Here is a 12,848-nt window from a genome sequence, read left to right as displayed (position 1 = left end):
CGCGCGATTTCATGCTCGGCGTCACGCTGATGAACGGCCGCGGCGAAGTGCTGCGCTTCGGCGGGCAGGTCGTGAAGAACGTCGCCGGCTACGACGTGTCGCGGCTGATGGCCGGCGCGCTCGGAACGCTCGGGCTGATGCTCGACCTGTCGCTCAAGGTGCTGCCGATGCCCGTCGCCGAAGTCACGCTGAAGTTCGAGATGACCGCGACCGACGCGGTGCGCAAGCTCAACGAATGGGGCGGCCATCCGCTGCCCGTCAGCGCGAGCGGGTGGCGCAACGGCACGCTCGTCCTGCGCCTGTCGGGCGCCGAAGCGGCCGTGAAATCCGCGAAGACGCTGCTCGGCGGCGAAGTCGTCGACGCGGTCGAGGCCGAGCGCTTCTGGGCCGGCCTGCGCGAGCATACCGACCCGTTCTTCCACGGCATCCCGCCCGGCTATGCGCTGTGGCGTCTCGCGCTGCCGTCGATCACCGAACCGATGCACCTGCCCGGCACCCAGTTGATGGAATGGGGCGGCGCGCAGCGCTGGTGGATCACCGACGCCGATGCGCAGACCGTGCGGATGAGCGCCAAGCAGGCCGGCGGCCACGCGACGCTGTTCCGCGCGGGCGACGCGTACGACCGCAGCGCGGGCGTGTTCACGCCGCTCCCCGCCCCGATGATGAAAATCCACCGCGGGTTGAAAGCCGCGTTCGATCCCGCGCGCATCTTCAACCGCGGCCGGCTCTATCCGGATCTCTGAGATGCAGACGAACCTCGCCGATTTCATCCGCAATACGCCCGACGGCGACGAAGCCGACGCGATATTGCGCAAGTGCGTGCATTGCGGGTTCTGCACCGCGACCTGCCCGACCTACCAGTTGCTCGGCGACGAACTCGACGGCCCGCGCGGCCGCATCTACCTGATCAAGCAGATGGTCGAAGGTGCACCCGTCACGCGCAGCACGCAGCAGCACCTCGACCGCTGCCTCACGTGCCGCAGTTGCGAGACGACCTGCCCGTCCGGCGTCCAGTACGGCCGGCTCGTCGAGATCGGCCGCAAGCACGTCGAGGCACAGGTTCAGCGCCCCGTGCAGCAGCGTCTCGTGCGCCGCGTGCTCGCGAGCCTCGTGCCGAACGCCGCGCTGTTCTCGCCGGTGATGCGGCTCGGCCAGCACGTCCGTCCGCTGCTGCCGAAGCGGCTGCGCGACAAGGTGCCGCCGCGCACGCGGCTGCTCGAATGGCCGCACCTGACGCATACGCGCAAGATGCTGATGCTCGGCGGCTGCGTGCAGCCGTCGATGCTGCCGAACATCAATATCGCGACCGCGCGCGTGCTCGACGCGCTCGGCATCGAGACCGTCGTCGCGCCCGATGCCGGCTGCTGCGGCGCGATCCGCCTGCACCTGAACTATCACGACGAAGCGCTCGACGACGCGCGCCGCAACATCGACGCGTGGTGGCCCCATGTCGAACAGGGTGTCGAGGCGATCGTGATGAACGCGTCGGGCTGCGGCGCAACGGTGCTCGAATACGCGCACCTGCTGCGCGACGACCCGGCCTACGCCGAGAAGGCGCAGCGCATCGTGTCGCTGACGCGCGACATCTCCGACGTGCTGCTCGCGTTCGAGGCCGAGCTCGCGACGCTCGCGCGCCGCCGTGCGGTCCATACGGTCGCGTACCACCCGCCGTGCACGCTGCAGCACGGCCAGCAGTCGCGCGGCAAGGTCGAACGCCTGCTCGAGACCCTCGGCATCGACGTGCGGCTGCCGGCGGACAGCCATCTGTGCTGCGGCTCGGCCGGCACCTATTCGCTGACGCAGCCGTCGCTGTCGTACCGGTTGCGCAAGCAGAAGCTGCTGAAGCTGCAGGCGCTCGAGCCGCAGATGATCGTCTCCGGCAACGTCGGCTGCATCGCGCACCTGCAGAGCGGCACGCAGATTCCGGTGGCCCACTGGATCCAGCTCGTCGAGCACCTGCTGTATGGCTAGGGCCTGTTCATACGAATGACGGGCGGGCCCTGGGCCTCGCGCCCGGCGTCCGTATAATGGGCGGATCGATGCGCCGCGTGCCGCGGCGCATCCGCTACATGCCCGCTTCCGTGCCTGCTTTCGTGCCCGTCATGTCCGATCTCGCCGCCCGCCTCGAATCCGTTCATCGCCGCATCGCCGACGCCGCCCGCGCGGCCGGCCGCGATCCCGCCACCGTATCGCTGCTCGCCGTCTCGAAGACGTTTCCCGCCGCCGACGTGCGCGCCGCGCATGCGGCCGGGCAGCGCGCATTCGGCGAAAACTACGTGCAGGAATCGATCGACAAGATCGACGCGCTCGCCGACCTGCGCGCGAGCCTCGAATGGCATTTCATCGGGCCGCTGCAATCGAACAAGACGCGCCCGGTTGCCGAACGCTTCGACTGGGTCCATTCGGTCGACCGGCTGAAGATCGCGCAGCGCCTGTCGGAACAGCGCCCCGCGCACCTGCCGCCGCTCAACGTGTGCGTGCAGGTGAACATCAGCGGCGAGGCGTCGAAGAGCGGCGTCGCACCGGCCGACGTGGCCGAGGTCGCGCGCGCGGTCGCCGCGCTGCCGTCGCTGCGGCTGCGCGGCCTGATGGCGATTCCCGAACCGGCCGGCGACACCGACGCGCAACGCGTGCCGCATCGCGCGCTGCGCACGCTGTTCGACGCGTTGCGCGCCGACGGCCTGCCGCTCGACACGCTGTCGATGGGCATGTCCGCCGATCTCGACGCGGCCGTGCTCGAAGGCGCGACGATCGTGCGCGTCGGCACCGCGATCTTCGGCGCGCGCGATTACTCGCACTGAACGCCGCGCCCTTTCCGCCCTCCCGTTCACTCACTCGCTCAATCGAACACCATGAAAATCGCATTCATCGGCGGCGGCAACATGGCCGCGGCCCTGATCGGCGGCCTGATCAAGCGCGGCGTCGCCGCTGAAGGCCTGTACGCCATCGACGTCAACGAAGAGGTGCGCGCACGCGCCGCGCAGCAATTCGGCATCCGCACCGGCGCGGCCGTCGACGCAACGCTCGCCGACTACGACGCGATCGTGCTCGCGGTGAAGCCGCAGGTGCTGAAGGACGTCGCGCAGGCGCTCGCGCCGCACCTGAAGACACAGCTCGTGATCAGCATCGCGGCCGGCATCCGCGGCAGCGATCTCGCGCGCTGGCTCAGCGACTACGCACGCGTCGTGCGCACGATGCCGAACACGCCCGCGCTCGTCGGCATGGGCGTGACGGGCCTCGCCGCACTGCCGGGCGTCGATGCGGCGGGCCGCGAACTCGCGTCGAACGTGCTCGGCGCGGTCGGCGAGATCGTGTGGTTCGACGACGAGTCGAAGCTCGATGCCGTCACGGCCATTTCGGGCAGCGGCCCCGCGTACGTGTTCTATTTCATCGAAGCGCTGCAGGAAGCCGCGCGCCAGCTCGGCATGAACGACGAACAGGGCCGCGCGCTCGCGGTCGCGACGTTCACGGGCGCCGCCCAACTCGCCGCGCAATCGGGCGAGCCGGCAAGCGTGCTGCGCGAGCGCGTGACGTCGAAGGGCGGCACGACGGCCGCTGCGCTCGCATCGTTCGACGCGCAGGGCGTGAAGGACGCGATCGTGCGCGGCGCGCTCGCGGCCGAAGCGCGTGCGAAGGAAATGGGCGACGAACTCGGTCGCGCGTAAGCGCCGCGCCCGCCCCGGGGCCTCCCCTCCGGCACCGGCAACAAAAAAGCGGCCTCGGCCGCTTTTTTGTTGGCATCGCGCATCGCGCGCCGACGCGCGGCCGCTTCAGTTGGCCGCCGGACCCGCCAGCAGGTAATGCGCGGCAATCCCCGCGAACAGCACGCCGCCGAGCCAGTTGTTGTGCCGGAACGCGGCGAAGCACGGCATCCGCTCGCGGCCCTTGATCAGCGTGTAGTGATACAGCGCGCAGCCGACCGCCGCCGCCCAGCCGGCCCAGTACGCGAGGCCGAAGCCGAGCGTCACGCCGATCCACACGTAGATGCCGAGCGTCGCCGCATAGCACGCCATCACGGCCGCGACGTCGAAGCGGCCGAACGTCAGCGCCGACGTGCGGATCCCGATCTTGATGTCGTCGTCGCGATCGACCATCGCGTATTCGGTGTCGTACGCGACCGACCAGAAAATGTTCGCGACCAGCATCACCCACGCGATCGTCGGCACCGTGTCCTGCACGGCCGCGAACGCCATCGGAATGCCGAAGCCGAACGCGATCCCGAGATACGCCTGCGGAATCGCGAAGAAACGCTTCATGAACGGATACGAACCCGCGACGAACAGCGCGACGACGGACAGCTCCTTCGTCAGCGTGTTGAGCGGCAGGATCAGCAGGAACGAGATGAATGCGAGCCCGACGGCGATCGCAACGGCTTCCCACGCACGGATCTTGCCCGACGTCAGCGGCCGGTCGGCCGTGCGCTTCACGTGGCGGTCGAAATCGCGGTCGGCGTAGTCGTTCATCGCGCAGCCGGCCGAGCGCATCAGCAGCGTGCCAAGCGAGAAGATCACGAGCAGCGGCCAGCGCGGATGGCCGTCGGACGCGATCCACAGCGCGTTGAGCGTCGGCCACAGCAGCAGCAGGCTGCCGATCGGCTTGTCCATCCGGACGAGCCGCAGATACAGGGGAAAGCGGGCAAGCATGGCGAGGCACCGGGAAGATAACCCCGGCATTTTAGAGCCGAGCGGTGCTTCGCGTCATGTCGGGGCGGCCCGCGGCGGCAGCCGCCCGGCGCGCCCGGGCCACCCGGGCCCGCTGCGCTGGGCCGGGCCACGATTTGCGTCAATCAAGGGACGGATTCGATCACTCCGGATCGGGCGAGTCAGCGCGCCCTCCCCGGCCGCACCGCACTTACGCGAGCAGCGAGCGCAGCATCCACGCGGTTTTTTCATGCGTCTGCAGGCGCTGCGTCAGCAGGTCGGCGGTCGGCTCGTCGCTCGCCGAGTCGGCGATCGGGAAGATTCGCGCGCGGGTTCGCACGACGGCCTCGTGCCCTTCGACGAGCGGGCGGATCATGTCTTCCGCCGCCGGCACGCCCTTCGCTTCCGGCACCGACGACAGTTTCGCGAAATCGCCGAAGGTACGCGTTCCTGTCCTTCCGGATTCGAGGCTACGCGCCGAACCGGATCGCGCCGTTCTCGATGACAGCCTGGCTGCCGTATTGCCAGGTGATGTTGCGGTGTTCATGTCCGATCGGCAGACCCGAGTAGATCGGCAGGCCGAAGCCGCCCAGCACGTCGACAAGCATCTGCTCGAGCGTGAAATCCGCGCCGTCCGGGATCGGGCAGCGTGTGAATTGCCCGAGCACGAACGCACGGGCGCCGTCGAACGCGCCGCTCAGACGCAGCTGCGTCAGGCTGCGGTCGAGCCGGTAGCCCAACTCCGTCACGTCCTCCAGCAGTACGATCGCGTCGCGTGAGCGAAGCGACCAGCGCGTACCCGCGACGCTCGCGAGTACCGTCACGTTGCCGCCGCACAGACGTCCCCGCACTGCACCAGGGGCGCCGGACAAATGCCGCAGACTCAGCGCGGCGCGTTCGTTGCCGGTCAGCACAGCGCGAATGTCGGCGCGCGTCGCGTCGTCGACCTTGGTCGCCAGACTGTGAAATGTCGGGCCATGCAGCAAACGCACGCCGGGCCGATCCGCGAGTGCGCAGAACAGTGACGTAGCGTCGGAAAAGCCGATGATCGTCTTTGGCGTTGCGATCTCGTCGGGCAAGTGCTCAAGCAAATGCGCGCAACCGAATCCCCCCCGCGCGAGCCACACGATCTCGATCGACGGATCCATCAGGGTGCGCCGCAGGTCGTCCGCGCGTTCCTCGGCGGTCCCGGCGAAATAGCGGTACCGGCTGCCAAGATGCGCGCCGGCCCTGACCTCGAAGCCCCAACTTTCGACGAGCGCAATGCCACGCGCGATGCCTTCCGGATCGGGCACACCCGCAGGCGCGACCACACCCACTGCCTTGCGTCGTGATTCCATTGAATGGCTACCTGGATGATGGAGAACCTGCCGAATATATCCGACACCGCTTGCTGACGGCTCGGCCTTGTCACGCAGCGTCGTGCGCGCGGGGATGACGATCGCCGGCGTCCGCGAAACCGCTGCGTTGCCAGCGCCGCTTGAGAATCACCGTCGCGGCAAAATCGCCGACCGATCGACGCGGCTCCCGTTCGATCGACGAACCAGGCAGCACGTCGAGCGGATGCACCTCGGAGGCGCCGGCGTTGCGGGCCCTTCCCGGCGTCAACGCGTCGGTCGGTAACCAGTCAGCCATGTCGAACGCAGGGAATCGTGCCCATCCCCATCGGACGTACGCGCAGGCATTCAAGCAGGATGTGATCAGGGAGACGTTGGCGCCCGGCATGTCGGTGTCGATTGTTGCGCGCCGGCACGACATCAACGCCAATGTGGCGTCCGGATGGTGCAAGCAATATCGTCAGTGCACCGTTAACCGGGTAGATCTGGATCGATCGTGGGTCTTCGTGGGCATGTTGCGGACTCCTCACTCAACGAACCGGAGCAATTCACGCGAATCTGTTGCCCTGCATGCAGACACCGCACCACCCGTATGGCTCGCCACTGCAGCGTGGCGTGCGATCCGCCGCGCTCAGGCGGCGGCGATCGCGTGCAGCGCCTGCGACACCAGTTCGGCCGCACCGCCGACGACGATCGCGAATCCGACTACGTACCGCGCGATCTCGGCCGGCGCCCGCACCTTCGGTGCCGCCAGTGCGGCGCGCATGTTCAGCATCATTTGCGTCATGATCGTCACTCCTTCAATGAAATCCAGGATCGGGACGAAACGGCCGGCCGGACGACCGGCCGTTTCCCGTTACTGCCTCACCGTGCTACTGCACGGCAACGCTCACGCGAGGTCGAAGCGGTCGAGGTTCATCACCTTGTTCCAGGCCGCGACGAAGTCGCGCGCGAACTTCTCCTTCGCATCCGCGCTGCCGTACACCTCGGCCAGCGCACGCAGCTGCGCATGCGAGCCAAAGATCAGGTCGACGCGCGTGCCGGTCCACTTCACCTTGCCCGTCGCGCGATCGCGCCCTTCGAACACGTCGTTCGCGGCCGACACCGGCTTCCATTCCGTGCCCATGTCGAGCAGGTTCACGAAGAAGTCGTTCGTCAGCGCTTCCGGACGGTCGGTGAACACGCCGTGCTTCGCCTCGCCGGCGTTCGCACCGAGCACGCGCAGGCCACCGACGAGCACCGTCATCTCGGGCGCGTTCAGCGTCAGCAGTTGCGCCTTGTCGACCAGCAGCGCCTCGGCCGGCGTCTTGTACGCGCTCTTCAGGTAGTTGCGGAACCCGTCAGCCACCGGTTCGAGCACGGCCATCGCTTCGATATCGGTCTCTTCCTGCGATGCATCCGCACGGCCCGGTGCGAACGGCACCGTCACCGCGACGCCCGCGTTCTTCGCGGCCTGCTCGACGCCGGCCGCACCGGCCAGCACGATCAGGTCGGCGAGCGACACCTTCTTGCCGCCCGTCTGCGCATCGTTGAACGCCCTCTGCACGCCTTCGAGCGTCGCGAGCACCTTCGCGAGTTCAGCCGGACGGTTCACTTCCCAGTCCTTCTGCGGGGCGAGGCGGATGCGCGCACCGTTCGCGCCGCCGCGCTTGTCCGATCCGCGGAACGTCGCGGCCGACGCCCATGCCGTCGACACGAGCTGCGACACCGACAGGCCCGTCGCCAGCACCTTCGCCTTCAGCGCGGCAACGTCGGCGTCGTCGATCAGCGGGTGATCGACTGCCGGGATCGGGTCCTGCCACAGCAGGTGTTCCGCCGGCACTTCCGGGCCGAGATAACGGGAGCGCGGGCCCATGTCGCGGTGCGTGAGCTTGAACCAGGCGCGCGCGAACGCATCGGCGAACTCGGCCGGGTTCTCGTAGAAACGGCGCGAGATCTTTTCGTAGGCCGGGTCGAAACGCAGCGACAGGTCGGTCGTCAGCATCGTCGGGCGATGCTTCTTCGACGCGTCGAACGCATCGGGAATCACTTCACCGGCGTCCTTCGCGACCCACTGATGCGCGCCGGCCGGGCTCTTCGTGAGCTCCCACTCGTAGCTGAACAGGTGCTTGAAGAAGTCGTTGCTCCACTTCGTCGGCGTCGACGTCCACGTGACTTCGAGGCCGCTCGTGATCGCGTCCTTGCCCTTGCCCGTGCCGAACGTGCTCTTCCAGCCGAGACCCTGCTCCTCGAGGCCCGCGGCTTCCGGCTCGGGGCCGACGTTCGACGCCGGACCGGCACCGTGCGTCTTGCCGAACGTATGGCCGCCCGCGATCAGCGCGACCGTCTCTTCGTCGTTCATCGCCATCCGCGCGAACGTCTCGCGGATGTCATGCGCGGCGGCGACCGGGTCGGGGTTGCCGTCCGGGCCTTCCGGGTTCACGTAGATGAGGCCCATCTGCACGGCAGCGAGCGGGCTTTCGAGCTCACGCTTGCCCGAGTAGCGGCTGTTCGGGCCGCCGCTCAGTTCCAGCCAGATCTTTTCCGAGCCCCAGTAGACGTCGTCCGGTTCCCACGTATCGACGCGGCCGCCGGCATAGCCGAAAGTCTTGAAGCCCATCGATTCGAGCGCGACGTTGCCGGTCAGGATCAGCAGGTCGGCCCACGAGATGTTGCGGCCGTACTTCTGCTTGATCGGCCACAGCAGCCGGCGTGCCTTGTCGAGGCTGACGTTGTCCGGCCAGCTGTTGAGCGGCGCGAAGCGCTGCTGCCCGCCGCCCGCGCCGCCGCGGCCGTCGGCCGTGCGGTACGTGCCGGCGCTGTGCCAGGCCATGCGGATGAACAGGCCGCCATAGTGGCCGAAGTCGGCCGGCCACCAGTCCTGAGACATCGTCATCAGTGCGTGCAGGTCCTTCTTCACCGCCGCGAGGTCCAGCTTGCTGAACGCTTCCGCGTAGTCGAAATCCTTGTCCATCGGATCGGACAGCGCCGAATGGCGGTGCAGGACGTTCAGGTTGAGCTGATTCGGCCACCAGTCCTTGTTCGTCGTGCCGCCACCAGCGGTGTGGTTGAACGGGCACTTCGTTTCGTTCGACATGCGATTTCTCCTTGGCTTGCTCGTATGACTCCACCGGTTCGCTCCGGCGGCATGCCGGGTGCGGTTTGGTGGAGTGTCATTGCGGGGATGGGAAACGGAACAGGTTGATTCTCCTGTCGTACTACGGGATGTCGCGCGGGGCCTGTAACGCGCGTTCCCGCTGCGACGCGCCGCGGGCGGGACGCTCGGGGAACCGGCTGCCGGCAGGCGTCGGGACGACGCCGCGGGCGGAATTCCAGCTTTCGGACATGCGATGCTCCCTCATGGCTTGATGGCGGGTGAATCGGGGGAACACTGAACCGGCGCGCGGCGGCGTTCAACCGCCATACACACGGTCCGCGAGGTACGCGAACGCAATCGGACGCAGGCTGCGAACCGCCGCCCTGGCGCGATGTACGACCGCGTCGCGCGGCGGGATGTTCCGCTGCGCGTGCTGCAATACCGACCGCATCATGACATCCTCCTTTGACGCTTGCACTCAGCGTGCAGACCGGTCGTCGACAGGACACCGATCCATGGAGAGGATTCTATATACGTCTATCGATTACTTGAATTTAATTAATTTCATCTATGCGATAGAGAAAAATAAACGGGGTCGTAAGACCCCGTTCATCGGGCTGCCGCACGCGCATGCCGCAGCGTGCTCAGTTCATCGTCGCCGGCATGTCGAGCTTCGCGACACCCGGCAGCTCGCAGGCGGAAATCGCGTCGCTGATCGCGTCGATCGCGGGCATCCGCGTGAAGCTCTTGCGCCACACGAGCACCACGCGGCGGTCGGGCACCGGCTCGTTGAACGGCACGTACGACAGCAGTTCGGCATCGGGGCCGTTCGCGCGCGGGCCGATCTCGGCAACCGACATTCGCGGCAGCACCGTGATGCCGACGCCGCTCGCGACCATGTGGCGGATCGTCTCGAGCGACGAGCCCTCGAAGGTCTTCTGGATGCCGTCGGCCGTCTGCGAGAAGCGCATCAGCTCCGGGCACACGCCGAGCACGTGATCGCGGAAGCAGTGACCGTTGCCGAGCAGCAGCATGGTTTCCTGCTTCAGGTCCTCGGCGTCGATCTCTTCGCGCTTCTCCCACGGATGGCCGGCCGGCAGCGCGACGACGAACGGTTCGTCGTACAGCGGGCGCACCATCAGGCCGGTTTCCGGAAACGGCAGCGCCATGATCGCGGCGTCGATCTCGCCCTGCTTCAGCAGTTCGAGCAGCTTGAGCGTGTAGTTTTCCTGCAGCATCAGCGGCATCTGCGGGACACGCTGGATCATCTGCTTGACGAGCGTCGGCAGCAGGTACGGCCCGATCGTGTAGATCACGCCAAGGCGGAACGGGCCGACCAGCGGATCCTTGCCCTGCTTCGCGATCTCCTTGATCGCGAAAGTCTGCTCGAGTACGCGCTGTGCCTGCGTGACGATCTGGTCACCGATCGGCGTCACGCTCACTTCGCTCGCACCGCGCTCGAAAATCTGCACGTTCAGCTCGTCTTCGAGCTTCTTGATCGCCACCGACAGCGTCGGCTGGCTCACGAAGCAGGCTTCGGCCGCACGGCCGAAATGCCGTTCGCGTGCGACCGCGACGATGTATTTCAATTCAGTCAGCGTCATTGTGGGTCAATCAGAGATATACAGGCGATAGGTTTAATTTATACACCCTGTGACACCGGTTCGCCAAGTTTCTCTGCATCGGAATGCGTCGAATGGCGATTCCGGATCCGGCCCCAGCCCGCGGATCAGGCTTTCAGATACTGCTCCCGCGCGCCGAGCCAGCGCGCGAGATGCTGCGTGACGATTTCGGGATACGCGGCAATCAGCCGCGTCGCGGCTTCGCGGGCCGGATCGATCAGCCAGCCGTCGGTCTCCAGGTTCGCGAAGCGCAGCATCGCCGCGCCCGACTGGCGGGCGCCGAGGAATTCGCCGGGGCCGCGGATCTCGAGGTCGCGCCGCGCGATCTCGAAGCCGTCGGTCGTCTCGCGCATCGTCTTCAGCCGCTCGCGGCCGGTGAGCGACAGCGGCCCCGTGTACAGCAGCACGCACACCGACGCCGCGGTGCCGCGCCCGACCCGGCCGCGCAACTGGTGCAGCTGCGCGAGGCCGAAGCGCTCCGCGTGCTCGATCACCATCAGCGACGCGTTCGGCACGTCGACGCCGACCTCGATCACGGTCGTCGCGACGAGCAGCTGCACTTCGTTGCGCGTGAACGCTTCCATCACGGCCGCCTTGTCGGCCGGCGACAGCCGGCCGTGCACGAGCCCGACCTTCAGCTCCGGGAGCGCGGCGGCCAGCGTCTCGTAAGTCTCGACGGCCGTCTGCAGCTGCAGCGTCTCGCTCTCCTCGATCAGCGGGCACACCCAGTACACCTGGCGCCCGGTCAGCGCGGCCTCGCGCACGCGGGCGATCACCTCCTCGCGCCGCGCATCGCCGACGAGGCGCGTCAACACCGGCGTGCGGCCCGGCGGCAGCTCGTCGATCGTCGAGACCTCGAGATCCGCGTAATACGTCATCGCGAGCGTGCGCGGAATCGGCGTGGCCGACATCATCAACTGGTGCGGCTGGAAGTCGCGCGCGCCGTTGGCCGCGTTCGCGGCCTTCGCCCGCAGCGCGAGCCGCTGCTCGACGCCGAAGCGGTGCTGCTCGTCGACGATCACGAGGCCGAGCCGGGCGAATTCGACCGTGTCCTGGATGATCGCGTGCGTGCCGATCACGAGCTGCGCGGTGCCGAGCGCGGCCGCCTCGATCGCCGCGCGCTTCTCTTTCGCCTTCAGGCTGCCCGCGAGCCACGCAACCGTGACGCCGAGCGGCTCGAGCCACGCGCGCAGCTTGCGCGCGTGCTGCTCCGCGAGGATTTCGGTGGGCGCCATCAGCGCGGCCTGGTAACCGGCGTCGATCGCCTGCGTGGCGGCCAGCGCCGCGACCACCGTCTTGCCGCTGCCGACGTCGCCCTGCAGCAGGCGCTGCATCGGGTGCGCGAGCGTGAGATCGCGCGCGATCTCGTCGACGACGCGCGCCTGCGCGCCCGTCAGCGTGAACGGCAGCGCGGCATAGAGCCGGGTCGTCAGCGCATCGGCATCGCTCGCGGTGCGGCGCGGCATCGCGGGCGCCGCGCGCGTGCGGCGCTCCTCGTGCGCGCGCTTGAGCGACAGCTGCTGCGCGAGCAGCTCCTCGAACTTGATGCGCGTCCACGCCGGATGCGAGCCGTCCATCAGCGCGGCTTCGTCGGAATCGACACGCGGGTGGTGCAGGATGCGCACCGCCTGCTCGAGCGTCGGCACGTCGAGCGGCTTCAGGTAGTCGCGCTGGATCTCGGGCGGCAGCAGCTCGGGCAGCGGCGTGCGCTCCACCGCGTTCTCGATCGCCTTGCGCAGGTACGCCTGCGACACGCCGGCCGTGCTCGGATAGACGGGCGTGAGCACCTGCGGCAGCGGCGCATCGGCTTCGACGACGCGCACCGCCGGATGCACCATCTCCATCCCGAAGAAACCGCCGCGCACGTCGCCGCGCACGCGCAGCCGCTGGCCGACGGCCATCTGCTTGACCTGCGAGCCGTAGAAATTGAGGAAGCGCAGCACGAGCTGCTCGCCGTCGTCGTCCTGGATCTTCACGACGAGCTGGCGGCGCGGGCGATACGCGACCTCGTTGTCGAACACGACCCCTTCCGTCTGCGCGATGCCGCCCGGCAGCAGCTCGCCGATCGGCGTGAGCGTGGTTTCGTCCTCGTAGCGCATCGGCAGATGCAGCACGAGATCGATCGAGCGCGTGAGGCCGAGCTTCGCGAGCTTGTCGACGGTCTTCACGGGCT

The 12,848-nt window shown here is 67.9% G+C and carries 10 protein-coding genes and 2 pseudogenes; 5 read left to right on the top strand and 7 right to left on the bottom strand.

The features are described 5' to 3' along the window. From glcE to proC, 4 genes are all read left to right on the top strand, one after another. A partial coding sequence (gene glcE, locus ABY44_RS11835) for a glycolate oxidase subunit GlcE (protein ID WP_431641222.1) occupies positions 1 to 743 on the top strand: 743 nt, incomplete at its 5' end. 1 nt (position 744) lies between these two features. After that, the gene (gene glcF, locus ABY44_RS11830; RefSeq protein WP_021163859.1) at positions 745 to 1,971 is read left to right on the top strand and encodes a glycolate oxidase subunit GlcF; all 1,227 of its coding nucleotides are present in this window, start codon (positions 745 to 747) and stop codon (positions 1,969 to 1,971) included. A 131-nt stretch (positions 1,972 to 2,102) separates the two neighbouring features. Continuing rightward, positions 2,103 to 2,801, top strand: a complete 699-nt coding sequence (locus ABY44_RS11825; protein WP_027788328.1) for a YggS family pyridoxal phosphate-dependent enzyme — start codon at positions 2,103 to 2,105, stop codon at positions 2,799 to 2,801. Positions 2,802 to 2,852: 51 nt separating this feature from the next. Next, positions 2,853 to 3,665, top strand: coding sequence for a pyrroline-5-carboxylate reductase (proC, locus tag ABY44_RS11820; RefSeq protein WP_321918243.1), 813 nt, complete (start codon positions 2,853 to 2,855; stop codon positions 3,663 to 3,665). 105 nt (positions 3,666 to 3,770) lie between these two features. On the opposite strand, the gene ubiA is transcribed toward proC, so the two are convergent. From ubiA to ABY44_RS11805, 3 genes and pseudogenes are all read right to left on the bottom strand, one after another. Then, positions 3,771 to 4,643, bottom strand: coding sequence for a 4-hydroxybenzoate octaprenyltransferase (gene ubiA / locus ABY44_RS11815; RefSeq protein WP_048022305.1), 873 nt, complete (start codon positions 4,641 to 4,643; stop codon positions 3,771 to 3,773). A gap of 208 nt (positions 4,644 to 4,851) precedes the next feature. Next, positions 4,852 to 5,082 (bottom strand): annotated as a pseudogene (locus ABY44_RS11810) (Dps family protein); the annotation flags it as partial. A gap of 28 nt (positions 5,083 to 5,110) precedes the next feature. After that, positions 5,111 to 5,980, bottom strand: a complete 870-nt coding sequence (locus ABY44_RS11805) for a S66 peptidase family protein (protein ID WP_431641219.1) — start codon at positions 5,978 to 5,980, stop codon at positions 5,111 to 5,113. A gap of 293 nt (positions 5,981 to 6,273) precedes the next feature. Between ABY44_RS11805 and ABY44_RS11800 the strand changes: the two are divergent. Beyond that, a pseudogene (locus ABY44_RS11800) lies at positions 6,274 to 6,378 on the top strand (hypothetical protein); the annotation flags it as partial. 230 nt (positions 6,379 to 6,608) lie between these two features. Here ABY44_RS11800 and ABY44_RS11795 read toward each other — a convergent pair. The 4 genes from ABY44_RS11795 to recG all read right to left on the bottom strand — a co-directional run. Next, positions 6,609 to 6,764: a hypothetical protein gene (locus ABY44_RS11795; protein ID WP_021163864.1), complete on the bottom strand. Its 156-nt coding sequence runs from the start codon at positions 6,762 to 6,764 to the stop codon at positions 6,609 to 6,611. A gap of 102 nt (positions 6,765 to 6,866) precedes the next feature. Next, positions 6,867 to 9,053, bottom strand: a complete 2,187-nt coding sequence (katG, locus tag ABY44_RS11790) for a catalase/peroxidase HPI (protein ID WP_431641217.1) — start codon at positions 9,051 to 9,053, stop codon at positions 6,867 to 6,869. Between the two features lie 644 nt (positions 9,054 to 9,697). Further along, positions 9,698 to 10,657: a hydrogen peroxide-inducible genes activator gene (locus ABY44_RS11785; protein WP_060084059.1), complete on the bottom strand. Its 960-nt coding sequence runs from the start codon at positions 10,655 to 10,657 to the stop codon at positions 9,698 to 9,700. Between the two features lie 125 nt (positions 10,658 to 10,782). Further along, the coding region (recG, locus tag ABY44_RS11780; protein ID WP_431641214.1) for an ATP-dependent DNA helicase RecG at positions 10,783 to 12,848 on the bottom strand (2,066 nt) is incomplete at its 5' end.

It is taken from the genome of Burkholderia sp. ZZQ-2, assembly GCF_050768715.1.
In the GTDB taxonomy this organism is placed as follows: Bacteria; Pseudomonadota; Gammaproteobacteria; order Burkholderiales; family Burkholderiaceae; genus Burkholderia; species Burkholderia cepacia.
This window is presented reverse-complemented; position numbering and strand designations above follow the sequence as displayed.

Excerpts from the sequence above, each read along its gene's own strand:
- ABY44_RS11795 (WP_021163864.1), bottom strand. The coding sequence starts at position 6,764 with ATGACGCAAATGATGCTGAACATGCGCGCCGCACTGGCGGCACCGAAG.
- glcF (WP_021163859.1), top strand. The coding sequence starts at position 745 with ATGCAGACGAACCTCGCCGATTTCATCCGCAATACGCCCGACGGCGAC.
- katG (WP_431641217.1), bottom strand. The coding sequence starts at position 9,053 with ATGTCGAACGAAACGAAGTGCCCGTTCAACCACACCGCTGGTGGCGGC.
- ubiA (WP_048022305.1), bottom strand. The coding sequence starts at position 4,643 with ATGCTTGCCCGCTTTCCCCTGTATCTGCGGCTCGTCCGGATGGACAAG.
- ABY44_RS11825 (WP_027788328.1), top strand. The coding sequence starts at position 2,103 with ATGTCCGATCTCGCCGCCCGCCTCGAATCCGTTCATCGCCGCATCGCC.
- ABY44_RS11785 (WP_060084059.1), bottom strand. The coding sequence starts at position 10,657 with ATGACGCTGACTGAATTGAAATACATCGTCGCGGTCGCACGCGAACGG.
- proC (WP_321918243.1), top strand. The coding sequence starts at position 2,853 with ATGAAAATCGCATTCATCGGCGGCGGCAACATGGCCGCGGCCCTGATC.
- ABY44_RS11805 (WP_431641219.1), bottom strand. The coding sequence starts at position 5,980 with ATGGAATCACGACGCAAGGCAGTGGGTGTGGTCGCGCCTGCGGGTGTG.